This window comes from Streptomyces scabiei 87.22 (assembly GCF_000091305.1).
Lineage (GTDB): Bacteria > Actinomycetota > Actinomycetes > Streptomycetales > Streptomycetaceae > Streptomyces > Streptomyces scabiei.
Genome location: NC_013929.1, coordinates 6,395,452 through 6,418,762 on the forward strand (window position 1 = coordinate 6,395,452; position 23,311 = coordinate 6,418,762).

General features: G+C 73.7%; 21 protein-coding genes, 1 tRNA gene and 1 pseudogene. 9 read left to right on the forward strand and 14 right to left on the reverse strand.

Annotated features, from left to right (window positions below; translation table 11 throughout):
• Positions 1-23: 23 nt before the first annotated feature.
• From ehuD to SCAB_RS27440, 4 genes are all read right to left on the reverse strand, one after another.
• Positions 24-674 (reverse strand): ectoine/hydroxyectoine ABC transporter permease subunit EhuD, encoded by a 651-nt coding sequence (gene ehuD / locus SCAB_RS27425; protein WP_013003339.1) that lies wholly within the window; start codon positions 672-674, stop codon positions 24-26.
• Positions 671-1,525 carry an ectoine/hydroxyectoine ABC transporter permease subunit EhuC gene (gene ehuC / locus SCAB_RS27430; RefSeq protein WP_013003340.1) on the reverse strand — a complete coding sequence of 285 codons (855 nt, stop codon included), beginning with the start codon at positions 1,523-1,525 and terminating at the stop codon, positions 671-673. The genes ehuD and ehuC overlap by 4 nt, the downstream gene beginning before the upstream one ends.
• Positions 1,522-2,457 carry an ectoine/hydroxyectoine ABC transporter substrate-binding protein EhuB gene (gene ehuB, locus SCAB_RS27435; RefSeq protein WP_013003341.1) on the reverse strand — a complete coding sequence of 312 codons (936 nt, stop codon included), beginning with the start codon at positions 2,455-2,457 and terminating at the stop codon, positions 1,522-1,524. The genes ehuC and ehuB overlap by 4 nt, the downstream gene beginning before the upstream one ends.
• A 138-nt stretch (positions 2,458-2,595) precedes the next feature.
• Positions 2,596-3,558 (reverse strand): D-2-hydroxyacid dehydrogenase, encoded by a 963-nt coding sequence (locus tag SCAB_RS27440; RefSeq protein WP_013003342.1) that lies wholly within the window; start codon positions 3,556-3,558, stop codon positions 2,596-2,598.
• Between the two features lie 205 nt (positions 3,559-3,763).
• On the opposite strand from SCAB_RS27440, the pseudogene SCAB_RS48665 reads away from it, so the two are divergent.
• The 3 genes and pseudogenes from SCAB_RS48665 to SCAB_RS27450 form a co-directional block, all read left to right on the forward strand.
• Positions 3,764-3,934: pseudogene (locus SCAB_RS48665) on the forward strand (decarboxylase); the annotation flags it as partial.
• A complete protein-coding gene (locus SCAB_RS27445) occupies positions 3,931-4,665 on the forward strand; it encodes a maleate cis-trans isomerase family protein (RefSeq protein ID WP_013003343.1) in 735 nt (244 codons plus the stop codon). The pseudogene SCAB_RS48665 and the gene SCAB_RS27445, both read left to right, overlap by 4 nt.
• 176 nt (positions 4,666-4,841) lie before the next feature.
• Positions 4,842-5,942 carry an LLM class flavin-dependent oxidoreductase gene (locus SCAB_RS27450; protein ID WP_013003344.1) on the forward strand — a complete coding sequence of 367 codons (1,101 nt, stop codon included), beginning with the start codon at positions 4,842-4,844 and terminating at the stop codon, positions 5,940-5,942.
• Here the strand turns inward: SCAB_RS27450 and SCAB_RS27455 are convergent.
• On the reverse strand, positions 5,933-7,834 hold the full coding sequence (locus SCAB_RS27455; RefSeq protein ID WP_013003345.1) for a putative bifunctional diguanylate cyclase/phosphodiesterase: 1,902 nt from the start codon (positions 7,832-7,834) through the stop codon (positions 5,933-5,935). The genes SCAB_RS27450 and SCAB_RS27455 overlap by 10 nt on opposite strands.
• Positions 7,835-8,220: 386 nt before the next feature.
• Between SCAB_RS27455 and SCAB_RS27460 the strand changes: the two genes are divergently transcribed.
• Positions 8,221-9,558, forward strand: coding sequence for a M6 family metalloprotease domain-containing protein (locus SCAB_RS27460; protein ID WP_013003346.1), 1,338 nt, complete (start codon positions 8,221-8,223; stop codon positions 9,556-9,558).
• A gap of 84 nt (positions 9,559-9,642) precedes the next feature.
• On the opposite strand, the gene SCAB_RS27465 is transcribed toward SCAB_RS27460, so the two are convergent.
• From SCAB_RS27465 to SCAB_RS27490, 7 genes are all read right to left on the reverse strand, one after another.
• Positions 9,643-9,716 (reverse strand) — tRNA-Lys (locus SCAB_RS27465).
• A complete protein-coding gene (locus SCAB_RS44055; RefSeq protein WP_086022889.1) occupies positions 9,707-10,384 on the reverse strand; it encodes a bifunctional DNA primase/polymerase in 678 nt (225 codons plus the stop codon). The genes SCAB_RS27465 and SCAB_RS44055 overlap by 10 nt, the downstream gene beginning before the upstream one ends.
• A gap of 156 nt (positions 10,385-10,540) precedes the next feature.
• Positions 10,541-10,903 (reverse strand): hypothetical protein, encoded by a 363-nt coding sequence (locus SCAB_RS27470; RefSeq protein WP_013003348.1) that lies wholly within the window; start codon positions 10,901-10,903, stop codon positions 10,541-10,543.
• Between the two features lie 223 nt (positions 10,904-11,126).
• Positions 11,127-12,470, reverse strand: a complete 1,344-nt coding sequence (locus tag SCAB_RS27475; RefSeq protein WP_013003349.1) for an AAA family ATPase — start codon at positions 12,468-12,470, stop codon at positions 11,127-11,129.
• Positions 12,467-14,092 carry a hypothetical protein gene (locus SCAB_RS27480; RefSeq protein ID WP_013003350.1) on the reverse strand — a complete coding sequence of 542 codons (1,626 nt, stop codon included), beginning with the start codon at positions 14,090-14,092 and terminating at the stop codon, positions 12,467-12,469. The genes SCAB_RS27475 and SCAB_RS27480 overlap by 4 nt, the downstream gene beginning before the upstream one ends.
• Entirely contained in the window at positions 14,083-15,246 is a 1,164-nt protein-coding gene (locus tag SCAB_RS27485; RefSeq protein ID WP_013003351.1) for a nuclease-related domain-containing protein, read from the reverse strand. Before SCAB_RS27485 ends, SCAB_RS27480 begins: the two co-directional genes overlap by 10 nt.
• Positions 15,197-16,240 carry a phosphatase PAP2 family protein gene (locus SCAB_RS27490; protein ID WP_013003352.1) on the reverse strand — a complete coding sequence of 348 codons (1,044 nt, stop codon included), beginning with the start codon at positions 16,238-16,240 and terminating at the stop codon, positions 15,197-15,199. The genes SCAB_RS27485 and SCAB_RS27490 overlap by 50 nt, the downstream gene beginning before the upstream one ends.
• Positions 16,241-16,460: 220 nt before the next feature.
• Here SCAB_RS27490 and SCAB_RS27495 point away from each other — a divergent pair, with 220 nt between their 5' ends.
• Entirely contained in the window at positions 16,461-17,060 is a 600-nt protein-coding gene (locus SCAB_RS27495; protein ID WP_013003353.1) for a histidine phosphatase family protein, read from the forward strand.
• Positions 17,061-17,100: 40 nt separating this feature from the next.
• Here SCAB_RS27495 and SCAB_RS27500 read toward each other — a convergent pair whose 3' ends face one another.
• Positions 17,101-18,612, reverse strand: coding sequence for a hypothetical protein (locus SCAB_RS27500; protein ID WP_013003354.1), 1,512 nt, complete (start codon positions 18,610-18,612; stop codon positions 17,101-17,103).
• A 258-nt stretch (positions 18,613-18,870) separates the two neighbouring features.
• On the opposite strand from SCAB_RS27500, the gene SCAB_RS27505 reads away from it, so the two are divergent.
• Both SCAB_RS27505 and SCAB_RS27510 read left to right on the forward strand, forming a co-directional pair.
• On the forward strand, positions 18,871-19,245 hold the full coding sequence (locus tag SCAB_RS27505; RefSeq protein ID WP_013003355.1) for a hypothetical protein: 375 nt from the start codon (positions 18,871-18,873) through the stop codon (positions 19,243-19,245).
• Between the two features lie 58 nt (positions 19,246-19,303).
• On the forward strand, positions 19,304-20,176 hold the full coding sequence (locus SCAB_RS27510; protein WP_037729529.1) for a spermidine synthase: 873 nt from the start codon (positions 19,304-19,306) through the stop codon (positions 20,174-20,176).
• Between the two features lie 82 nt (positions 20,177-20,258).
• Here the strand turns inward: SCAB_RS27510 and SCAB_RS47565 are convergent, their stop codons facing one another.
• On the reverse strand, positions 20,259-20,822 hold the full coding sequence (locus tag SCAB_RS47565) for a hypothetical protein (protein ID WP_013003357.1): 564 nt from the start codon (positions 20,820-20,822) through the stop codon (positions 20,259-20,261).
• Between the two features lie 133 nt (positions 20,823-20,955).
• On the opposite strand from SCAB_RS47565, the gene SCAB_RS27520 reads away from it, so the two are divergent.
• Together SCAB_RS27520 and SCAB_RS27525 are read left to right on the forward strand one after the other, a co-directional pair.
• Positions 20,956-21,660, forward strand: a complete 705-nt coding sequence (locus SCAB_RS27520) for a response regulator transcription factor (RefSeq protein ID WP_037729531.1) — start codon at positions 20,956-20,958, stop codon at positions 21,658-21,660.
• The gene (locus SCAB_RS27525; protein WP_013003359.1) at positions 21,657-23,141 is read left to right on the forward strand and encodes a sensor histidine kinase; all 1,485 of its coding nucleotides are present in this window, start codon (positions 21,657-21,659) and stop codon (positions 23,139-23,141) included. Before SCAB_RS27520 ends, SCAB_RS27525 begins: the two co-directional genes overlap by 4 nt.
• The last annotated feature ends 170 nt before the right edge of the window (positions 23,142-23,311 follow it).

The following is a 23,311-nucleotide window of genomic DNA, read 5'->3' on the forward strand; positions in this document are numbered from 1 at the left end:
CGGTCGGGGTGTCGGTCGGGGTGTCAGCGGACAAGACGACGCTCCAGGGCTCGCAGGAGGAGGGAGGCGGGGTAGGCGATGAGGATGAAGGCGATGCCGACGGTCACGATGGCCTCGTTCATCTGGAAGGTCCGGGAGCCGAACTGGCGGGCCTCGCCGAGCATCTCCAGCACACCGATGGTCATCAGCATCGGCGAGTCCTTCAGCATCGCGATGACGTAGTTGCCGAGGGCGGGCGCGACCCGGCGCAGTGCCTGCGGCAGGATCACCGCGGTCCAGGTGCGCGAGCGCGGCAGGCTGAGCGCCGTCGCCGCCTCCCACTGCCCGGCGGGCACCCCGTCGATCCCGGCGCGGTACACCTCGGCGGTGTACGTCGAGTAGTGCAGACCGAGGCCGAGCACGCCGGTGGCCAGCGCGGACAGGGTCAGACCCCACTCGGGCAGCACGTAGAAGAGGAAGAACAGCTGCACCAGCAGCGGGGTGTTGCGGATGAACTCCGTGACCGCCTTGACCGGCCAGCGCACCGCCTTCAGCGACGAGCGCTGGGCGAGCGCCCAGACCAGACCGAGGGAGAAGGCGAGCAGCGAACCCCAGAGCAGGGCCTGCAGCGTGACCAGGACGCCGTCCCGGAAGGCCGGCATGAAGTCGTCCAGCGTGGACCAGTCCCACGTCATGAGGCACCTCCGGGGGCCGATGTCTTCGTGGCCGCTCCGGCGCCACCTGCTGCGGCACCCGCTCCGGCCAGATCCCGCGGCCGCCCGGCGACGGCCTCGCGCGGGGCGGGGACGTCCCCGCGGGGGGCCCGGCCGACACCGGCCTTGGCCCGCCGCTCGACCTGCCGCATCACCCGGGTGATGGCGAAGGCGAGGACGAAGTACATGACGAGGATCACCGAGTAGACCGGTGCGCTCTGCCCGGTGGCGTTGCGCACCAGCTGGGCGGCGAAGGTCGTGTCGGCGACGCCCAGTACGGACACCAGCGCGGTGCCCTTCAGCAGCTCGATGAGCAGGTTGCAGAAGGGCGGGACCATCTCCGGCCAGGCCTGGGGCAGCACGATCTTCCGCATCCGCTGGGCGGGCGTGAAGCTCAGCGCCACCCCCGCCTCGCGCTGCGCGGCCGGCACCGCGGCCACCGCGCCGCGCACGATCTCCGAGCCGTACGCGCCGTAGGTGCAGCCCAGGGTGAGCACGGCGGCCCACATCGGGACCAGCTGCCAGCCGAACGTCAGCGGCACCACGAAGAACACCCAGATCATCAGCACCAGGGCGGAGGTGCCGCGGAAGATCTCGAAGTACGCGCCCGCCACGAACCGCACGATCCACAGCCGGTGCTGCCGGGCGAGCCCCACGGCGAAGGCGACGGCGGCGCCGAGGGCCGCGCCGTACACGGTCAGCTGGACGGTGATCCACACACCGCGCAGCAGCAGCTCCCACAGACCCGAGCTGAAGGCGAAGTCGTCCAGGGGACCGGCGAGGGTCACCCCGTCGACGGCACGCACGGGTGCCGTCTCGTCCAAGGCGCTCATGCGCGGCACTTCTCCTCTGCTCTGATGTCGGTCATCTGGTCCTTCGTGAACCCGAAGGGCCGCATGACCTCCAGCAGCTCCCCGCTCCGCTTCATCCGGTGCAGCTCGCGGTTGAAGGCGTCCCGCAGGTTCCGTTCGGGCATGCGGAACGCGAAGCCGCCGACGTCGACGACCGGTTTCCCGTCCATCACCGGGGTGACCTCGTCGGTCGCCTCCGCCTTCGTGCTCCCGGTCTGCTTCACCACGTTGCGCACGGTGACGGCGGTGCCCGCGAAGACGTCGACGCGCCCCTGTTCGACGGCGAGGAGACCGGCCAGCTGGTCCGGCAGGGTGTCGATGTGCTTCACCCCGGCCTCTTTGGCGTAGTCGATCTCCGCGTAGCCGATGCCGGTCGCCATCCGGGCGCCGGTGCGGGCGATGTCGGCGTAGGTGCGCAGCTTCTTCGGGTTCCCCCGGGGCACGATGAAGGCGTCCTTCATCTGGTACTCGGGGTCCGCGAAGAGCACCTGCTCACAGCGTTCCGGGTTGATGTACATCCCGGCGGCGACCACGTCGAACTGCAGCGAGTTCAGGCCGAAGATCAGCGATCCGAACTCGGTCGGGAACGGCTCGACGTGATCCACGCCGAGCCGGCGGAAGATCCGCCGCGCGATGGCCGGCGCGGAGCCGGTGACCTCGCCGTCCTTGCCGATGTAGCCGTACGGCTGCTCGCCGGCGATACCCAGCCGTACGGTGCCCCTCGCCCGCAGCTGCTGCAGCAGCTGCCCGCCGTCGCCGGTGTCCGCGGTCGCCACCCGGCTGCATCCGCTGCTCGCCCCCACCGCGGCGCCCGTGCCGACCAGGGCGGCGGTGCCGGTGAGCAGGGTACGGCGGGGGATGCCGGGTCTGCTGGGACGCCGGCCGTTCCTGTCGTGTGCGTGCAATCGAGCCATGGCCGCGCGGCTACCCGAGGCGGCAACGGGTATGCCAGGTCTTTTCCGGTCCTTCACGCACGCGCGTCGGCCGGACGGGTGTGCGGACCGCCACGGCCGTGGCGGTCCGTGGCGGTCCGTACACCCGGGGTCAGCACCTCATGCGGGGCCGGGCACGTACCCGAGCTTCTTGTCGACCACGTGGGGCAGTGGTCTGCCCGCCTCCCACAGCTCGAACAACTCCACGAACCGGGCGCCGAGTTCGTCCCGCCAGCCCACCGTGTCCCCGCTCATGTGGGGGGAGACGATCAGTCCGGGAACCTCCCACAACGGGTCGTCGGGGCCCAGCGGCTCGCGCGCGAAGACGTCCAGCGCGGCCCCCGCGATCCACCGCTTGCGCAGCGCCTCCACGAGCGCGTCCTCCACCACGAGCTGCCCGCGCCCCACGTTCACGAAGCGTGCGGACGGCTGCATGACCCCGAACCGCCGGGCGTCGAACATGCCGTGCGTCGCCTCCGTCAGCGGCGCGGCCGCGATCACCCAGTCGGCGCGGGCCAGCAGCCGGTCCAGATCCTCCGGAGCGTGCACCCCGGGCCGCGCGGTCCGGCCGACCAGGGCCGTGTGCAGACCGAGGGCCTTGAGGAGGCGCGCGATCTCCCGCCCGATCGGCCCGGACCCCACCACGCACGCCCGGCCGCCCGCCACCCGCAGCGTCTCCCGGTGCCGCCACTCCCGCCGCCCCTGCAGCTCCCCGCTGCGCGGCAGATCCTTGGCCATGGCGAGGACGAGCGCGGCGACGTACTCGGCGATCGGCGCCTCGAAGACCCCGCGCGCGTTCGTCACCACCACGTCCTCGTCGGCGACCAGTTCGGGGCAGAGCAGATGGTCGACACCCGCGCTCGCCGTGTGCACCCAGCGCGGCCGGGGGCCGCCGCCCGGCCAGGCGTCCCGTACCGCACGGGAGGTGAAGTCCCACACCAGCAGCACATCGGCGGACGGCAGCCGTTCGGCCAGCGTCGTGGCGTCGGCGTACTCGACCGTCACCCGCCCGGTGAGCCGGCCGAGCCGGGGGTGCGGCTCGGCGTCGAGGACGAGGAGGCGCGGGCGCCGCGACGAGGCCACGGGAGAGGAAGGGACGAGAGAGGACACCGGTCACCCCACGAGACGCGTGTGACATGCACTGATCGACCACGCTCGCATCCGAATTCACTGTCGTCAACACGGACTTGCGCACGTTCTGTCGTCCGTACCTCTCTCTCCGTGAGGCCGGTGGTCCTCGTGAACGTCTCCTGCCGCGATGGGGCCGTCATGGCCCCACCGGGCACATCCACGCCCGTCGGCCAACCAGGTGACGATGTGGGCGGCACTGCGTCATCTGGGTACCCGGGCGGTGGGTCCGTACCAGGCTCTGCCCGACGAGTCGGCCAGGCTGCCGTTCGGTGCGGGACCCGTTCCGCCACCGCCGGTACTGCCGGAAGAACAGGAAGGTTGGGCATGACCGCACTCGGTTTCCTCTATCCGGGCCACTCCGCCGAGGACGACTATCCGAGGATGGAGCAACTGCTCGGCAGCGACATCCGGGTGGACGTGGTGCACACCGACACGGGCGAGGACGCCCACCGGCTGGACGCCCTGCGTGCGATGGGCACCCCCGAACGGCTGGCCGCCGGCTGCGAGGCCCTGCGTCTGTCCGGTGCGGAGGCCGTCGTCTGGGCCAGCACCAGCGGCAGTTTCGTCCACGGCCACGAAGGCGCCCACGAGCAGATCCGGACGCTCGCCCGCGCGGCGGGCCTCCCGGCCTCCTCCACGTCCTTCGCCTTCGCCCACGCGGCCCGGGAGATCGGCGCCACGCGGGTCGCCGTCGCGGCGACCTACCCGGACGACGTGGCCCGCCTCTTCGTCGACTTCCTGGCGGTGGCCGGCATCGAGGTTCTACCCGTCGTACGGGGCGCCGGCCTCGTCACGACGGCGGAGGTGGCCACCTGGGGCCTCGACGAGACCCTCGCCCTCGCCCGCGCGGGCGACCACCGGGACGCGCAGGCCCTGCTCCTCCCGGACACGGCCCTGCACACCGTCTCGCACCTCCCCACCCTGGAGAAGGAACTCGGCAAACCGGTCCTCACCGCCCACCAGGTCACGCTCTGGGAGGCCCTGAGGCTGACCGACCGAAGGATCAACGCCCCCCAGCTGGGCCAGTTGTTCACCAGGGAACCCATCGTCCAGGTATGACCACCCGCGCCCCTGGACGAACGGCCCGCGGCCTGTTCGTCCAGGGGCGCGGGGAACTGCGCGAGAAGCCCCCACCGGGCTGGCGGGGGCGAGGGAATAACCGGAGTCACCCTCCTGTTAACCGGGGACGCACCCCCGCACCCCCGCACCACCCACCCGCCCCAGGAGGCCCCACCGTGACCACAGACGAGATACGAGGCGAAACCAAGGGCACCGCCCCGTTCCCCCTCTCCGTCCTCGACCTGGTCACCGTCGGCGCCGGCCGCACCGCCACGGACGCCCTCCGCACCAGCGTCACCCTCGCCCGCCAGGCGGAGCGCCGAGGCTTCCACCGCTACTGGGTCGCCGAGCACCACTCCATGCCCGGCGTGGCCTCGTCCTCCCCGGCCGTGATCCTCGCCCACCTCGCCGCCCACACCACCCGCATCCGCCTCGGCTCGGGCGGCGTGATGCTCCCCAACCACGCCCCCCTGGTGATCGCGGAGCAGTTCGGCACCCTCGAAGCGATGGCCCCCGGCCGTATCGACCTCGGCCTCGGCCGCGCCCCCGGCACGGACGGTGCCACCGCCGCCGCCCTGCGCCGCTCCGCACGCCTGCACGAGGGCGCCGACGACTTCCCCGAGCAGCTCGCGGAGCTGACCCGGTTCCTGGACGACGACTTCCCCGACGGCCACCCCTACCGCCGTATCCACGCGGTCCCCGGCCCGGTCCAGGCCACCTCGCCCGGCGGCGTCCAGTCCCCGCACCGCCCGCCGGTCTGGCTGCTCGGCTCCTCCGGCTTCAGCGCCCGCCTGGCCGGCTCCCTCGGCCTTCCCTTCGCCTTCGCCCACCACTTCTCCGCGCGGAACACGATCCCGGCGCTCGACCTGTACCGCGAGTCGTTCCGCCCCTCACCGGTCCTCGACGCCCCGTACGCGCTGATCGGCGTCTCCGCCCTCGCCGCCGACGAGGAGAAGGAGGCCCGTCGCCAGGTCAGGGCCGCCGCGCTCAACATGGTCCGGCTGCGCACCGGCCGCCCCGGCCTCGTCCCTACGCCGGAGGAGGCGGAGGCGTACGAGTTCAGCGCGGTGGAGCGGGACTTCATCGACTCCTGGAACGCCGACGTCGTGCACGGCACCGTCGACGAGGTCCGCACGCGCCTCGACGACCTCCACAAGCGCACCGGCGCCGACGAGCTGATGCTCACCACCCACGCCCACAGCGCCGAGTTGCGCCTGCGCTCCTACGAGCTGATCGCGGACGCCTACGACCTGCCGCGCACCGAGGATCAGGCCTGAGGACAGGCCGCGGCCCCCAGCAGTTCCGCGATCCGTTCCGGCGACACCGCGCGGGAGTACAGCCACCCCTGCCCGGTGTCGCAGCCGAGCCTGCGCAGCCGGGACGCCTGCGCGTCCGTCTCCACGCCCTCCGCCGTGACCGACAGCCCGAGCCGGTGGGCGAGCTGGACGAGCGCCTCGACGATGATCTCGTCGGCGGGACTGGGCTGCCCGGAGTCCTCGACGTCGTCGGCCTCGGGCCCGGCCGCACCGGGACCCGCGCCTTCCTCCCCGCCCTCGTACTGGAACCCGCGTACGAACGCCCCGTCCAGCTTCAGCACCGACACCGGCAGCCGGCTCAGGTACGCCAGGTTGGAGTACCCGGTGCCGAAGTCGTCGATGGCGATGCGTACGCCCATGTCGCTGAGGGCCCTGAGGGCCTGGAGGGGGCGGCCGGCGGAGCCCATCAGCGCGGACTCGGTCAGCTCCAGCTGCAGCAGATGCGGGGCGAGGCCGGTCTCCGCCAGGATCTCGGCGACGTCGGCGACCAGGTCGGAGTCCCAGACCTGGCGGACGGCCACGTTCACGCTGACGAAGATCGGTGCCCGGTCGGGATGGTCGGTCTGCCAGCGGCGGGCCTGCCGGCAGGCGGTGGCCAGGATCCACCGCCCGAGCTGGACGATCGAGCCGTCCTCCTCGGCCAGTGAGATGAACCGATTCGGCGTCAACAGGCCGAACTGCGGGTGATGCCAGCGCACCAGCGCCTCGACCCCGCGCACCTCACCCTCCGCCATGCCCACCAGCGGCTGGTACTCCAGGACGAACTCGCCCCGCCCGACGGCCGCCCGCAGGGTGGACGACAGGGCCTGACGGGTCATCCGGTGGGCGTTGCGCTCCGGGTCGAACAGCGTCCAGCGGGCCTTGCCGTCGGCCTTCGCCCAGTACAGCGTGGTGTCGGCGGCTTGCATCAGCCCCGTCGTCGTGGTGCTCGTCGACTGCCGCTCGACGACCCCGATCGACGCGGAGACGGACAAGCGCTGACCGGCCAGGTCGAAGGGCGCCTGCAGCGCCTTGAGGACCGAGTCGGCCAGGTCGGCGAGCTGTTCGGTTCCGGTGGAGTCCTCCACGAGCAGCGCGAACTCGTCGCCGCCGAGTCTGGCCACCAGCGGTGCCCCGGCGGGCGTGCCGGGCTTGCGCAGCAGGGCGGCCTCGTCGGCGCACCGGGTGAGCCGCTCGGCGACGGCCGCGAGGAGCCGGTCGCCGACCCGGTGGCCGAGGGTGTCGTTGACCGCCTTGAACCCGTCCAGGTCCAGATAGACCAGGCCGATCCGGCCGGTGCCGACCTCGTCGTACCCCTCCCGTTCGAGGGCGGCGGAGAGCTGTTCGAAGAACAGGGTGCGGTTGGGGAGCCGGGTCACCGGGTCGTGCATCTGCAGATGGCGGAGCCTGGCCTGAAGCTGACGGTGGGCGCTGATGTCGGTGACCGACAGCAGCACCGCCCGCTCCTCCTCCGGCAGCGGCGCCACCGACACCTGCACCCACAGCCAGCCGCCGTCCTGCTGTTTGAGCCGGCGCGTACAGCGCAGCCGGGCCTGCCGGCCGCGCAGCACCTCGCGGTAGGCGTGCCAGGTGCGGGTGTCCGAGGCGAGGTCCACCAGATCCGCGGCGACCCGTCCGGTCAGCGGCTCTGTGCCCGTGCCGAGCAGCGTCCCCATCGCCCCGTTGGCGGTGACGACCAGTCCGTCGCGGTCCACGACGGCCATGGCCAGGGGCGCGACGGAGAAGGCGGCGGGGGCCGTGGGACTCTCCTCCGACGGCCGGGACGCCTGAACTGACGCATTGGCGTGACGCTCTGTGATCGCCGGCCGGACGAGGTCTGCCGCGGGCGCCGGCCCTTGGGACGTTCCGCTCACCGTTCGCTCCCGCAGTGCACTCGTTTTCGTACGGATCTCATGTGTCTCGTCGGAGCGGCCGAACCGGTACGTAGGGGCGCTCAAGCCGTGTCCGTGCAGGAAAGTGTGCCGATCATAGAGGCTGCCCCGAAGGCCTTCCAGCCACTCTCCAGTCTCCCTGAACAACGACCTGATCTGGCAGATCGTTTCTGCCCCGAGGTGAACGGCTTCCCCGTTCCGTCGACCGCTTGTGACGTTCCGTGAGTGTCCGGGGTGTCGGCCATCAGAGGTCATCCGGCTCCTTCCCGCCTCTCCCTCACCCTTCTGGTGCAGGCAAACAGGGCAAAGTACTACTAATTCAGAAAATCTGGACGCGGTGTCCACAAGATCCGCATCCGGAGGTCTCCGTGCAGCGTCCGCTCCTCTGGAAGGAACTCCTCGGCGACCGGGCGCCCGTGCTGCGCAGCACTGCGGCCATGCTCACCTCCCTCGCCGCGCTCGCCGCGACCTCCCTGATCGCGGCTCCCTCCGCCGTACCGCTGTCGGAGCCGTGCACGCTGCGGCGCACCCAGGCGCACCACTCGGAGGGCCTCGACACCTGGAACTCCGCGTATCCGCGCCCCACCCGCGACCTCGACGCCGTACTCGTATTCTTGTCATTCCCGGACGCGGCCCCTCTCACCACACCGGCGGAGCTGACCGCGGATCACTTTCCGGCCACCAGTGAGTTCTTCGCGCGCGCGTCGTACGGCAAGTTCGCACTCCACCCCCATCCGCGCCGGGAGTGGCTGGAGATGCCCAGGCCGTCGACGGCGTACGCCATACGACGTGACTGGAACGCGACGCACCGGGCCGCCTACCTCCGGGACGCGCTCGCCACGGCCGACCCGCACGTCGACTTCTCCCGCTACGACATCGTGTACTTCGTCGCCGACCCGCACGCGCCCGGCGTCGACTCGGACGCGACGAAGGTGGTCAACCTGGAGACGCCGCTGGAGATCGACGGCACGGGACTGCGCCGGGTCGTCACCGTGTTCGAGCGGCATCCGCCGGACCGTCTCGTCCTCGCCCATGAGACCGGCCATGTCTTCGACCTCCCCGACCTCTACCGCCGACCCGCCGACGGCAAGGGCGACTGGGACACCCACGTCGGCGACTGGGACCTCATGGGCAGCCAGTTCGCCCTCGCCCCGGACCTGTTCGCCTGGCACAAGTGGAAGCTGGGCTGGCTGGAGCCGGGTCAGGTGACGTGCGTGCGGGGGGCGGGGAGCACCCGGCTGACGATGGAGGCGGTGGGGGCGGGACCGGGAGGGGCGTACGACGGGGAGGCCGAGGCCGCGGCGGGCGGTGGGGGAGCGGGCGCGGTCGGCGGGGTGGCCCCGGCCGGGATTCCGGCCCCCGGCGCCGGGCGGGGGACGAAGCTGGCGGTCGTCCGCACCGGCCCGGACAGTGCGCTGGCGATCGAGGCGCGGGGGGCGGTGGGCAACGACGCCGCCGTCTGCACGCAGGGCGTCCTCGTCTACCGCATCCGCGGCGGCACCGAGTCGGGCAGCGGCCCCGTCGAGGTCGTCGACGCCCATCCGCGCACCGAGGCGTGCTGGGACGAGTCCGTGTACCCGCCGCTGGCGGACGCGCCGGTGACGGTGGGCGAGAGCTTCTCGGTGCCGGGCGACGGTGTGCGGGTGGCGGTGGAGGGGCGTACGGCCACGGGGGCGTGGACGGTACGGATCACGACGGAGCGGTAGGGGGGTGGGGCGGGAAGTGGGGCGGGGCGGGGCGAGGCAAACGAGAGAGGCCCCTCGCTTGCGCGAGGGGCCTCTCTCGTGTCGTGCGCCGCCAGGGACTCGAACCCCGGACCCGCTGATTAAGAGTCAGCTGCTCTAACCAACTGAGCTAGCGGCGCCTGCTGACGTCGTAGACCTTAGCACCCTGATCGGTGGGAGGAAAAATCGATACGCGCACGGTCGCACGGGCGCTCGCGCGGGCTGCCCGGACGGCCGCCCAGAGCAGTACCTCGGGCCCCGGAAGCCAAGGTCGGAGGGTGTCCGGGGCGACGAGCCAGCGTGATCCGAGGCGGCTCGTCCCGGGCGCGTCCGGTGTGCCGCCGCGGCCCTCGCCGGCGCCGGTTCCACCGTCCTCGGGCTCGGTGCGGAGCACGGCGGGAACGGTCACCGCGTCGCCCGTGCCGTGACAGAGCAGGGGAGGGACGGCGCCGGTACGGCCCGGGGCGCCCCACTCCTCCCACGCCAGCAGGGTGGGCAGCCGGTGGGCGGTGCCGGGGGAGGCGAACAGCAGCATGCGCCCCCGGTAGACGGCGACCGGGCCCGAGCCGGGGCCCTCGTCCCACAGCCGGTCCAGCATGCGCCGCCCGAAGATCGCCGGCACGCTGACGACGTCGAAGACGGACCCGCACGGCAGCACCACCGGCGCCGAGGGCCGCTCCTCCCACAGCGTCAGGGTGCTGCGCGGATACGTTCCTGCCGAGGCCAGCCACGCCGCCCCGTCCGCCGTGACCCCCGCGACGTCGTCCCCGTCCTGCGGGTACCTGCCCGTCCCCACTCCAGCGCTCATGCCTCCAGGTCTACCGCCCGTGAGCGCCCGACCCCGGGCGGTTGCCGGAAACTGGGACGTGAGGGGGGCAAGTGGGGTATCTTGCCCGCTCGGCATATGCCAGGAGCTGTTTCGCGCCCACCGCTGCCGCTGCCGCCCGGCCCGGAGGGGCGACGGTCAGAGGGACTCCGGCCCGCTCGCGTCCCGCCCCCGCTGCAGTTCCCGTCCGTACTCCACCATCTTCTTGGCGTAGTCCTCGGTCCACTCCGCGCGTTCCGCGATGTCCGCCGGAGTCAGCCGGTCGAACCGTCGGGGGTCCGCCAGCTGCGCCGCCGCGATCGCCTGGAACTCCACGGCCCGGTCCGCCGCCGCCCGGAACGCCTGCGCCAGCTCCGTCGCCCGCGACAGCAGCGCCCGGGGATCGTCGATCGACTCCAGGTCGAAGAAGTGCTCGGGATCGCCGGCCGCTTCCGCCGGCTCGAAGAGCAGGGGCGCGGGGCGTAGCCGCGGTTCGTTCCGACGCGGCGTGGGCTCCGCCATGTCTTCTCCTCCTCGTACGACGGTTCGGTGGGCCGGTCCCGGGGGTGTCCCGGGTGGAGGGCCACCGTCCATTGTCTCGTGACCGCGCAAGTGGGCACCGACCCTGCCCAGGCTTTCCATCCGCGGCCCCCCGCACACCTGCGCCCGGGAGCGCCGCCCCGCTCGCGTCCGCCGGAACGCCCCGTGCCACGCCCCCCGAGCCGGGCACCGGCATCCCGCGCGGTCAGGGCCGCAGGCTCACCCGGTGCTCGGACCAGTGGGCCCAGGTCGACATCATCGCCTCCCAGCCGTCCGGGAACTTCACGGTCACCCCCAGCTGCACGGGTTCGGTCGACGGATGGTCGTCGAGCAGGTCGTCGACTCCCGCCCGGCACACCACGATGCACGCGTGCCGGTGCCGGGAGGCGAGGACGCACAGCCGCCCGGTCTCCAGGTGGAACGCCGTGGCGTCCGGGCGGCCGGACAGCGGATGCAGGACGACCGTGACGTCGTACTCCCGCCCCTGCAGCCGGTTCGCCGTGTCCACGACCACGTCGGTGACGCCCAGCTCGGCCAGCGCCGCGCGCACCGCGGCGGCCTGGTCGCGGTGGGCCGTGCCGACGGCGATCCGGTCGGCGGTCAGCGGCACGGGCTCCTCGGACCGCTCGGAGACCGCCGCCCCGCCCCGGTCGAGCAGCCGCCGTACGACCAGGGCGACGGCGTGCACCGCCTCCGGGTCGGTGCGTGGCGTGTGCCGGGCCGGCAGCTCCAGCAGTCCCCAGCCCGACTCGGCCGCCTCGTCGATCACCCGGTCCGTACCGGAACCGTCCGACGGCACCGCGAACCCCAGCCGCCGGTCCCCGTGGTCCGTGCCGCTGCGGAACGGGGTGAAGGGATAGAACGCGTCCGACACCAGGGGCGCCGCCGACGCCGGGAGCCGCCAGGACACCGGCAGCCGGTGCTGGGGAAGGCCGGGGTTGTGCGCCAGCAGCGTCGACACCGCCGAGGCCGACGGGTCGTACGACAGCCCCGCCCACTGCTCGCTGCCCACGATCGCGAACGGGTCCAGCTGCCCGGGGTCGCCCACGAACAGCGCCCGCTCGAACAGCCCTGCCACGGCCAGCAGTGCGTCCGACCGCATCTGGTACGCCTCGTCGACGATCGCGTGCCGCCACGGCTCGACGCCCTTGACGTGCGCCCACTTCGCCGCCGTGGAGATCACCACGTCCAGCCCGGTCAGCTCGGCCGCCTTCGCCGACTTCCGTACGTTGTCCAGCGTGTCCAGCGCCTTGTCGTACGGGTCGCTGTCGCTGCTGTGCAGCCGGCCGACGGGAAGGCCGGGCTCCTTCTCCGCGAGCCGGATCACCAGGTCGTCGACCTGCGCGTTCGTCTGCGCGATGACCATCAGCGGGCGCCCGGCGGAGGCGAGTTCGAGCGCCGCGCGGACGACGAGGGTCGACTTCCCGGCGCCGGGCGGCGAGTCGACGACGACACCGCGCGCGTCGCCGTGCAGCGTGTCGCGCAGGATGGCGTCGGTGGCACGGCCCGCCGCGGCCCCGGGGTCGAGCACGGCCTCGGTGGTGGTCACAGCACGTCCTCCTCAGTCACCGGGTCCGGCAGCGGCACGGCGTCGGGCTCACCCGGCGGCCCCCCGTGCGTCCACGGGGTGTCCTCCGGGTCCGGCAGCTTCGCCCCGCCCCGCTGGTCGTGCTCGAACAGGGTGAAACAGAGCGCGTCGCCCTTCTCGGGGACCGACCCCGCCTCCGGCTCCTTGCCCCGCCCCATCCGGTCCATGATCCGCAGCACCAGGAGGCCGCCGTCCGGGCCCCCGCCCGCAGTGTCCCCCTCGTACCCCTCGTACCCCACGAACTCGGCCGTCTGCGGCTTCCCGCCCAGCGAGCGGTACACCTTCGCGCGCTCCCCGAGATGCGGCCGGTCCCCCGTGCGCACGGTGACCAGGGGCCGCGGGCTCGGCCGCTTGCTCTCGCTGTACGCCATCACGACGTCCGTGACCTCACCGGAGAACGCCTCCCCGGCCAGCCGCCGCCCGGCCATGACGAGCGGGTCGTCCAGGGCCTCCTGGGCGTCCAGCCGGGCCTGCTCCCGCTCGCGCGCGGCCAGCTTGTTCGCGGCGGTGACCGCGTCGTCGATCCGGGGCTGCGGTGGTTCCCCGGCGACGATCCGGTCCCGGTGGCCGGTGAAGGACCAGCGGTCGCGGGTCCACCGGTCGGCCGCGTGGGCGCCCTCCGGCAGGGCGCGCAGCAGGTCCAGTCCGTGCCAGACCGCGTCCCAGGTGGGCCGGGTGCGGCTCTCGACCAGGGCGCGGATCTCCCGCTCGGCCGCGGTCAGCGCCCCCAGCCGGTCGTCCGCCTCCAGACCGTCCTCGGCGGCGGCCAGGGCGAGCCGCGCCCGGTCGTACCGCTCGACGGCCGGGGCCAGCAGCTTGTTGTCGAAGGCCGGGTCGGTCGCGGGCCCGGCGGGCGGGCACAGCAACTGCCCCTCGGCGTCCCGCGCCAGCTCGGCCCGCCGCGCCGCAGCCTCGCCCGACTCCCCTTCCGGGGGGTCGATCCAGGCCAGCAGCGATGCCAGATGCTGGTCCTCCACCCCGGACTGGCCGGTCGCCCAGTGCCGCGACAGCAGGTCGGTGAGCGCGAGCAGCAGCGAGGAGCCCGGCACCCGCGCGCGTTCCCCGAAGTGCGTGAGCCACCGCCCGAGCAGCGGCACGCGCGGCGGCGCCGGATACGGCGCCTCGGGGTCCTGCTCGGCGGTGCGCCGGAACCGCGTGGAGCGCCCGAGGAGCCGTACGAGGTCGATGCCCGTCCGGCTCGGCAGGATCAACTGCGGGGCGTCCGCGCACAGTTCTACCTCGACCTTGACCCGCTTGCCGGTCTCCGGGTCGGTCTCGGCACGTTCGGCCGTCTCCACCACGTCTGCGTAGGAGTCCACGTACGGCAGCACGATGTCCGCCAGCTCGGCCAGGAACGCGAACCGCAGGTCACGGTCCCGGGGCTGGGGCACCACCAGCAGCCGGGGCGCGTCCCGGTCGGTGCCGACGAGCGCGCCGAGCGGGGCCCCGGCCTCACCGGCGGTGGTCAGCGGCACGAGGACGAGCGGGCGGTCCGAGAGATGCCGGTGCAGGACGGTGGCCGCGGGCTGGGCGCGGCCGGAGCTGACGGCTTCGAGACGGGCGAGGGTGGCGATCAGCGACACGCGGCGCCCTCCCGGGCGGCGCCCGCGGTGGCGAGCGCCTCCGCCCGCAGCTCCGCCGCCCTGCGCAGCGCGGCCACGGCGGGGTCGTCCGGGTCCCCGGCCCGGCCGTGGGCCGCGGCCAGGACCTCGTCGACCGTGGTGAGACCGCCCAGCTCGGCGCGCGCGGCCCGGCCGAGCGAGGTCACCGCGCCCTCCGTGCGGGAACGGGCCCGGCAGTGGAAGGCCAGCTCGCAGGCGGCGAGGCACTCGGGGGCGTAACTGGCGGACAGTGCCTCGACGGCGGTCGTCAGCCGTTCCCGGGGCAGGTCCGTGGCGAAGCAGGTGCCCTCGGGGAGGGTGTCCGCGATCTCCTCGATGCGGGTCAGCCGGGCCAGCTGGCGGCGGGTGACCGCCCGTTGCCTGCGGATGTCCACGGCGGCGGCCGCCGGGAGGTTGGTGAAGTCCTTGGGGCAGACCAGCAGCACCCGGTGGCGCACCTCGGGCACGGGGGCGCCCCCGCCCGTCTCGCCGCCGAGCCGGGCGGCGACCTCCTCCAGCGCCAGCACGTACACCGCGGACTGGCGGGCCGCCGCGCCCACCTTCGCCGCGTCCGCCGAACCGTCGAGCATCGGGAAGGACTTGATCTCGACGACCGACCAGATGCCGTCGGGGTGGACCACGACCGCGTCCGGCTCCAGGAACGCGGGCGTGCCCGCGACGTCGAGCGCGAGCATCGGGTGGTCGAGCAGCGTCCAGCCGCCGGTCTCCGTGGCCTCGCGCAGCGCCAGTGCCGTACGGGCGGTGCGGCCCTCGGGGCCCACGGCCGTGAGGTCGGGGACCGAGGCCGACACCGGCGGCCCGGCGCCGGGGTCCAGTCTCTCGTGCACCAGCCGCAGCAGTTCCGCGCCGCCGTCCGCCTTGACGCGGGCCTCGAAGGCGTTGCCCCGCATGAAGGCGAACTGGGACTGGCCGAAGGCGGAGGGCGAGCCGAGCGCGTCGGCCAGCACCGCCTTGTTCACCCCCGCGCCGTCCAGCAGCGCGCGGCGCTCACAGCCCGGGTTGGCCGCGAGCGCGGCGAGGGCGCGCGCGTCCAGCGCCTTCGGGGGGACCTCGGGTCCGCGCAGCTCAGCGAGCCGCTGCCGCAGCCCCGTCGCCCGCCTCCGCGGGGACGGCACCCGGCTCGGGCTCGGTGATCCGCTGCCGTGGAATTCGCTCACCCGGGGAAGTCTGGCACTCCCCACTGACAATGGGGGCACCCGAGCCCCGCGAGGCCGTGGTGGCGGGAGTGACGGACTCCTCCGCGCGCCGCCCGCCGGCGCCGCCGGACCGGTCCCCGGCCGCCGTGCCCGCCGCCGTCGCGAGACCGAGCGCGGCCCGGCACCGGTCGGCGATCCGCAGCACCAGCGGGGTCAGCAGCAGACCGACGCCCATCACGGCGGCGCCCGCCGCCGCGTCGAGGAAGTAGTGGTTGGCGGTGCCCATCACCACGATCGTGGTGATCAGCGGGTACGCCACGGCGGCCGTCCGTACGAGGCGCGAGCCGCTGCCGAGGCGCCAGAGGATCACCCCGCACCACAGGGCCCAGCCGACGTGCAGACTCGGCATCGCCGCGTACTGGTTGGTCATGCCGCCCAGGCCCCGGGGGGCGCTGGCCTCGCCGCCCCACCAGCCCCAGGAGCTGTACTGGGCCATCGTGTCGACGAAGCCGTGGGACGGGTCGAGCAGCCGGGGCGGGCAGGTGGGGAGCAGGGTGAACCCGATGAGGCCGATGAAGGTGGAGGTCAGCAGCCAGGTGCGGGCCGCGCGGTAGCGCACGGCGCGGGACCGGAACAGCCACACCAGGATCGCGGGCGTCACCAGGTAGTGCAGCGACGCGTACCAGAAGTCGGCGGGTATCCCGATCCAGGGCTCCCGCGTGAACAGCCGGTTCAGCGGATGCTCGGCGTTCAGCCACAGGGCCTTCTCGAACCGCAGGATCGCCAGGCCGTGGTCGACGGCGTGGGCGGTGTCACCGCGCGCCAGGAGCCGGCCGCCCGAGTACGCCCCGTACACCAGCAGGAGCAGCGGCAGCTCGGTCCACCACCGGGCCCGCGCGGTCGGAGCCTCCTCGGTAACCGGTGCGCCGGTCCTTCTGTCAACCGGTGCCTCGGTCGCCTCGGTCTGCGGCATCCGACGTCCTCCCCCATCTGTGTGCCTCGGTGTGCACCTGTGTGCGGTGCTCGTCCGTACGCGGTGTTCATCCGTGCGTGGTGCTGCGGTGGCCCTTGTGCAAGACGATGTCCAAGACGCAGGGATCGCCTCCCGGGTTGCCCTCCGACAGCCTGAGCGATGATGGAAGCATCCGCCTCCCTATTCTTCCTTCTCGCAGAAGGCCCCCGAAAGGTCGCTCATGGCACCGCGCATCCTGCTGGCCCGGCACGGACAGACGGAATGGTCCCTGCTCGGGAAGCACACCGGCAGGACGGACATCCCGCTCCTCGAAGAGGGGCGGCGTGGTGCCAAGCTCCTCGGCGAGCGCCTGCACCGGGCCCCCCTGGACGGGCTGCCCGATGCCGACATCCGGACGAGTCCCCTCTCCCGCGCGCGTGAGACCTGCGATCTGGCGGGCTTCGGCGACCGCGCCACCGAGTGGGACACGCTGATGGAGGTGGACTACGGGGCGTACGAGGGGCTGACCCCGGCCGAGATCCAGGACTTCCGGCCCGGCTGGCTCATGTGGCGCGACGGCGTCCCCGAGGGGGAGACCCTGGAACAGCTCTCCGCGCGCGCGGACGAGGTCGTGGCGTGGGCCCGTTCCGCCGAGCGCGACGTCCTGGTCTTCGCCCACGGGCACGTCCTGCGCTCCATAGCCGCGCGCTGGCTCGGCCTCGACCTCGCCTTCGCCGCCCGGGTCCGCCTCAGCCCCACGTCCCTGTCGGTCCTCGGCTGGGCCTATGGCGACCCGGCGATCGAGTCCTGGAACGACACCGGGCACCTGGCGGGCCACTGACGCGACCCCGGCGGGCCGTCGCCGGACCCCGAGGACCGCTCTACGCCGTCCGTGCGACCCCCGCGTGCCGTTCCAGGAAGGCCGCCACCCCCGCCGCCCGGCGGTGCGGCAGGAGCACCCGGGCCGTGCCCGCCAGCATCTGCTGGACGCGGGAGGACTGGACCTCGTCGAGCAGGTCGAGGACCCGCAGGCCGGCCGCCGCGGCCTCGTCGGGCCGGCCCCCGCGCGCGAGGTCGTCGGCCAGCTCGGCGGTGTACAGCGCGATGTTCCGGGTGAAGTGCGGGTTCTGCAGACCGGCCGCCCGGCGCGCGTGCCGGGCCGCCCGGGACCAGTCGCCCAGCGTGGACCAGCACTGCGCCTCCAGGCCCTCCAGCTCGGCCTCCCCGTAGAAGCTCATCCACTCCGGGTCGGCCTCGGCGGCGCCCCGCCCGTACAGGGCGTGCGCCCGGGCCAGCGCCTGCTCGCAGCCCGTACGGTCGGCGAGCCCCGCCCAGCCGCCCGCCTCCCGCAGCGCCAGTAGGGACATCAGCCGGGGCGACCCGAGCGGCCGGGCGACCCGCTGCGCGGCCTGCGCCGCCCGTACCGCCTCGCGCGGGCGGCCGGCGTCGCGCGCGAGGAACGCCGTGTTGCAGAACGCGTGCGCCTCCAGACCCGGGTCCCCCGCCATCCGGGCCGTCGCGAGCGCCTCCGCGTAGTGCGAGCGGGCGTCGTCGAAGCGCCCCGAGTCATGGGCCAGCCAGCCCACGGAGATGGCCAGTTCGCCCGCCCCCGCGTACAGCCGGTCGGCGGTGGTCTGCCGGGTGGTGCCCGCGTCGAGCAGCGCGTAGGCCGCGCGCAGCGGCGCCGAGGCCCTGCGGTACAGCCCGTCGGCTCCGTGCCGGTCGTCCAGCAGCCGGATCTTGCGCACGGCGGCTTCGAGCGCGCCCGCCTCCCCCGTGCCCGCCCGGTGGACGGGACGGCCGGCGGCCGAGGCCGTGCCCGCCAGGGCGAAGGGGCCGATCGAGGCGGCCGCCACCGCGGCGGTACCGCCGGTCATGAATGCGCGACGTTGCACGTCGCTCTCCTCGTGGTTCCGGTACGTGTGCTGCGGGCCCCGCCGGCCGCGCACATAGCCCGTGTCGCCCCGCGGGTCCTGCATGTCGTACATCTCTTGCGTGTCATACGGCTCGTACGTCCCTTCCGTCTCACCCCTCACGTCGGGTGAGGGGTGAGAGCGGCTCTCGTAGCGAGGCGAGGGCGCTTCCTCGGCGGGGCGCGCCCCCCGACCGCGCACCTCCGCGCGGGGCGCGAACCCCAGGTCGGTCAGTGTCCGGCCGGGGAACATGTGCAGGAACACCCGTTCGTAGGCGTAGTTGGGGCAGCGGATCTCGCCCGACTCGACCCGGCCGACGTAGCGCGCGTCACAGCTCACCCGCTCGCCGATCTCCAGCGCGGCGCGCCGTACCGCCGAGGCGAACTCGCCCGGCGAACGCTGCCCGCGCAGCCGCCTGAAGGCGAGGTTCGGCCGCTGTGGCCGGGGGAACTGGGACGAGGTCACCGATGACGACGCCATGGCCGGGCCCTCTCTCGCGAACCGTCGAACCATGCCGGATTCAGTAGGACTTGTGTGCGTGCTGCACGGTTGGTTCCGCTGTGTCCGGCGGGGCAAGAACGTACCCGCCCGATCGAGGCCGCCACGCGAGGTTTGGCTACAAACCGGATATCTCATCCCGGATATGCCATGAACTGCCATCCTTTGCGGCGCAGTTTCGCCGTAGCCCTTGACGGGGCTACGCGTTGACCAGGGGGCTGGTAGGCGTGGGAGGCCCGGATGAAGAACCACGAACCCCGTTCCGAATGCGACCTGGTGACCGTGCCCGCGCGGCAGGGACTGGAGGCGGTCGACATCCTCCGCCGGGGCGCCCTCGACGTGATGGGGCCCGTCATGACGGTCGGGCCCGTGCTGCACGACGACACCTGCGACACCCTCGGGTTCCTGGTACCGCCCGGTACGGCCGACGCGTGGGACGTGCCGGGGAGCACCTGCACGCAGAGCGACGGGCGGGGGGCCGTCCTGGCTCCTCCGGAGGGCGCGGACTGGCTGTTGCCGCCGGGGGAGGCGGACCTCGCGACCGATCCGACGGTGCTGCGCGCCGCGCTGGGCGAGGCGGCGCGGCTGATCGAGGCCGCGGACAACTGCCGGTGACCCGCTGGGCGCCCCCCGCCCGGCGCGCACCGGGTGCCCCGCGCCCGATAATGAGGTCATGGGCAGGTCGAAGAAGGGGCAGGGGCGGCGTGGGCAGGGCGCCGACGTCGTGGTCGAGGAGGTCGACGGGGGGCTCGCCGAGCTGCTTCCGGACCGGGACCGGCCCCGGGCGTGGACCTTGCTGGTCGACGGGGCGCCGCAGTCGCACGTCGATCTCGACGACCCCGCGTACCTGTCGTTCGAGTACCAGCGCCGGATCGGTCACGTCATCGACCTCGTCGCCCCGGCGGGGCGGCCCGTGCACGCCGTGCACCTCGGCGGAGGCGCCTTCACCCTCGCCCGGTACGTCGCCGCCACCCGCCCCCGCTCCACCCAGCAGGTCGTCGAGCGGGACGCGTCCCTCGTCCAACTCGTCCGACGGGAGCTTCCGTTGGACCCGAACGCCCGGATACGGGTGCGGTCGACGGACGCGCGCGAGGGGCTCGCGAAGGTGCCCGACGGATGGGCGGACCTGGTCATAGCGGATGTGTTCAGCGCGGCGCGCACCCCGGCGCATCTGACGTCGACGGAGTTCCTCACGGAGGTGCGGCGGGTGGTGAAGCCCGGCGGGTCCTACGCGGCGAACCTCGCCGACGGTCCGCCGCTGGCGCATCTGCGCGGCCAGATCGCCACCGCCGCCGTCGTCTTCCCGGAGCTGGCGCTGATCGCCGACCCGACCGTGCTGCGGGGCAGACGGTTCGGCAACGCGGTCCTCGTCGCCTCCGCGGTACCGCTCCCCGTCGCCGAACTGACCCGCCGGGCCGCCTCCGACCCGCATCCCGGCCGGGTCGAGCACGGCAGGGCGCTCACCGACTTCACGGGCGGCGCGCAGCCCGTGACGGACGCGGGTGCGGTGGCCTCTCCCGCGCCGCCGTCGTCGGTGTTCCGCTGAGGTCCCGATTTCCAGAAGTAACGGCCCGCGGGGCACGCGTGCGGGGGAGGCGCCGGTCCCCGGAGGGCGGCACGGCTCCTCCTCAGAAGTTCTGCACGTCCACCCGGGGCGCGCTGTCGTGCCAGGTGCAGAACACCGACACCCGGTCCGCACCGGCGGCGAAGTCGACCCGGATCCAGGTCTCCGTCTTCCACACCTGCATCGACCAGCCCGAACCGGGCGTCGCCGACACGAGCGTCGCGTAGTCCTCGGCGAGCGAGAGGACCACCCGGCCGCCCTCGGTGTCGTACGCCTTCACCCGGCCCGAGTCGGACGGGGCGGCCGGGGCGGCCGGGGTGCCGGTGCCCGGACCGGGGCTCGGCCTCGCGGACCCCGGCGGCTTCGAGGGGGTGGGGGACGGCTCGTCCGCCTCCTTCCGCGCCGGAGGCTCCGTGCTCTTCGAGGGCTCCGGAGGGGCCGTCGCGGTGGCGGGCGCGGTGGCGCCCCGGTCCCGCGCGTCGGCGGCCCCGACGGGCAGCGCACGGGGCGGGTCGTAGGCCGTACCGGCCAGCACCGTGTGGACGCCCCACCACGTCACCGTGACCGCCGCGCCCGTGGCGAGCAGCCAGGCCAGTAGGGGGAGGAGTCCTCTGCGCATCGCGGCCATACTGCCCCACGCGCCCCGGCGGTGTCCTGGTGACCTGGGGTACCGGTCCGGCCCCCGGCCTTCTCGCGGGGCTGCCGCGTGAGTTGTCCACAGGCTCCCGCCGGGCTCCTGCGCATGGCGTACGGTGCGGCGCATGGCAAGTGTGCTCGTGGTCGAGGACGATCCGTTCGTACGCTCGGCGCTGATCAGGCATCTGACGGACGCCGCACACACGGTGCGCAGCGTCGGTACGGCCCTGGAGGCGCTGCGCGAGGTCGCGCACGTCCGGTTCGACGTGGTCGTCCTCGACCTCGGGCTCCCCGACCTCGACGGCTCGGAGGCGCTGAAGATGCTGCGCGGCATCACGGACGTCCCCGTGATCATCGCGACCGCGCGGGACGACGAGGCGGAGATCGTCCGCCTGCTGAACGCGGGCGCGGACGACTACCTGACCAAGCCGTTCTCGGTCGAGCACCTGTCCGCCCGGATGGCGGCCGTCCTGCGCCGCTCCCGCGCCTACGCCGGTGAGGCGCCCCCCTCCCCGGTCATCCGGGTCGGCGGTCTCGCGATCGACCCGCTGCGCCGCCGGGCCGAGCTGGACGGTGTACCGCTCGACCTCACCCGGCGGGAGTTCGACCTGCTGGCGTTCCTGGCCGGACGCCCCGGTGTGGTCGTCGCGCGCAGGGAGCTGCTGACCGAGGTGTGGCAGCAGTCGTACGGGGACGACCAGACCATCGACGTGCATCTGTCGTGGCTGCGGCGGAAGTTGGGGGAGACCGCGGCGCGACCGCGGTATCTGCACACGCTGCGCGGTGTCGGTGTGAAGCTGGAACCGCCGGGGGCGGGACCCCGGCCATGAGGTGGGCCCTGGTCAAGGTGTGTCTGGCGGTGACGGCGATGGTCGTGGTGGCCTTCGCGGTGCCGCTCGGGCTGGTCGTCAAGGAACTGGCGCGGGACCGGGCCTTCTCCGGCGCCGAGCGGGAGGCGGCCGCGATCGCACCGGCGCTCTCCATCACCACCGACCGGGAGCAGCTGGAGCGGGTCCTCGCCTCGGTCGGGTCCGACGACGGGATGGCGGTGCACCTGCCGGCGGGCGCGGGGAGCCCCGCGCTCGACCTGGGCCGGCAGCGGGCGTCCGACCGGGACATCGCGGCCGTGCGGAAGCTGGGCCGGGCCTCCACCGCCGAGGTGCCCGGCGGGTCCACGCTGCTGCAGCCCACCGCGGTCGGTTCCGGCGCGACGGCGGTCGTGGAGGTGTACGTGCCCGACGCGGAGGTGAGCCGGGGGCTCGCCACGGCGTGGGCGGTGCTCGCCGGGGTGGGCGCCCTGCTGATCGTCGGCTCGGTGGCCGTGGCGGACCGGCTCGGGGTGCGGATGGTCCGGCCCGCGCGGCGGCTGGTGCGGAGCGCGCGGGAACTGGGGGAGGGGCAACTGGGCGCGCGGGTGCCGGAGAAGGGGCCCAAGGAGCTGCGGCTGGCGGCGGCGGCGTTCAACGCGATGGCCGACCAGGTGGTGCAACTGCTGGCGAACGAGCGGGAGCTGGCGGCCGATCTGTCGCACCGGCTGCGGACACCGCTGACCGTGCTGCGGCTCAACGCGGCCTCGCTCGGCGACGGGCCTGCCGCCGAGCAGACGCGGGCGGCGGTCGAGCAGCTGGAGCGGGAGGTCGACACGATCATCCGTACCGCGCGGGAGGCCAAGCCGCGGACGGCGCCGACGGGGCCCGGCGCCGGGTGCGACGCGGCCGAGGTGGTCCGGGAGCGGATGGAGTTCTGGTCGGCGCTCGCGGAGGACGAGGGGCGCGTCTGGCGGGTGGCCGGGGCCGAGCGCCCGGTCCGCACGCCCGTCGCCCGCGCCGACCTGGCCGCCGCGCTGGACGCCCTCCTCGGCAACGTCTTCCGGCACACGGCGCAGGGCACGGCCTTCGCGGTGGACGTCCACCACGCCGAGGACGCGGTGATCGTCCTGGTCTCCGACGCGGGGCCCGGCATCGCCGATCCCGAGGCCGCCATGGCCCGGGGGCGCGGCTCCGGCAGCGACGGCTCGACGGGGCTCGGCCTGGACATCGTGCGCAGGCTCGCCGAGTCGACCGGCGGTGACGTCCGCCTCGGGACGTCGGTGCTGGGCGGCACCGAGGTGCGGATCCGGCTCCAGCTCGACGGGGGCGGGGCCGCGGGGGGCGGCAGGCCGCCGGTGCGGCGGCGGCGCGGGGGAGTGGCGATACGCCGGCGCAAACACTTCGGGACGGCGCCCGCCCGGGCCGGGGACGGCGGCGGCCGGCCGTGGTGGGCGATCTCGGGCGGTCGCGGTGGCCCACGGGGTGGGCCCTCCGGGATGTGAGGTGGCTCACGTATGTGTCGGTCACGTTTCGACATCCAGGGATTACGTTTCAACAAAGGGGGACAAGAAGTCTTGACGCATGACATGACATAGAGCTGTTATGGCGGCCACCGATGTTCGGTCGAGTTGGTTTCTGATTGTTTTCGATCAGTCACCGGCGAGGGCCATTG

Bases quoted from the DNA above. Each gene is read 5' to 3' on its own strand.
- ehuD (WP_013003339.1), bottom strand. From the start codon at position 674: ATGACGTGGGACTGGTCCACGCTGGACGACTTCATGCCGGCCTTCCGG.
- ehuC (WP_013003340.1), bottom strand. From the start codon at position 1,525: ATGAGCGCCTTGGACGAGACGGCACCCGTGCGTGCCGTCGACGGGGTG.
- ehuB (WP_013003341.1), bottom strand. From the start codon at position 2,457: ATGGCTCGATTGCACGCACACGACAGGAACGGCCGGCGTCCCAGCAGA.
- SCAB_RS27445 (WP_013003343.1), top strand. From the start codon at position 3,931: ATGACCGCACTCGGTTTCCTCTATCCGGGCCACTCCGCCGAGGACGAC.
- SCAB_RS44055 (WP_086022889.1), bottom strand. From the start codon at position 10,384: ATGAGCGCTGGAGTGGGGACGGGCAGGTACCCGCAGGACGGGGACGAC.
- SCAB_RS27470 (WP_013003348.1), bottom strand. From the start codon at position 10,903: ATGGCGGAGCCCACGCCGCGTCGGAACGAACCGCGGCTACGCCCCGCG.
- SCAB_RS27490 (WP_013003352.1), bottom strand. From the start codon at position 16,240: ATGCCGCAGACCGAGGCGACCGAGGCACCGGTTGACAGAAGGACCGGC.
- SCAB_RS27495 (WP_013003353.1), top strand. From the start codon at position 16,461: ATGGCACCGCGCATCCTGCTGGCCCGGCACGGACAGACGGAATGGTCC.
- SCAB_RS27500 (WP_013003354.1), bottom strand. From the start codon at position 18,612: ATGGCGTCGTCATCGGTGACCTCGTCCCAGTTCCCCCGGCCACAGCGG.
- SCAB_RS27505 (WP_013003355.1), top strand. From the start codon at position 18,871: ATGAAGAACCACGAACCCCGTTCCGAATGCGACCTGGTGACCGTGCCC.
- SCAB_RS27510 (WP_037729529.1), top strand. From the start codon at position 19,304: ATGGGCAGGTCGAAGAAGGGGCAGGGGCGGCGTGGGCAGGGCGCCGAC.
- SCAB_RS47565 (WP_013003357.1), bottom strand. From the start codon at position 20,822: ATGGCCGCGATGCGCAGAGGACTCCTCCCCCTACTGGCCTGGCTGCTC.
- SCAB_RS27520 (WP_037729531.1), top strand. From the start codon at position 20,956: ATGGCAAGTGTGCTCGTGGTCGAGGACGATCCGTTCGTACGCTCGGCG.
- SCAB_RS27525 (WP_013003359.1), top strand. From the start codon at position 21,657: ATGAGGTGGGCCCTGGTCAAGGTGTGTCTGGCGGTGACGGCGATGGTC.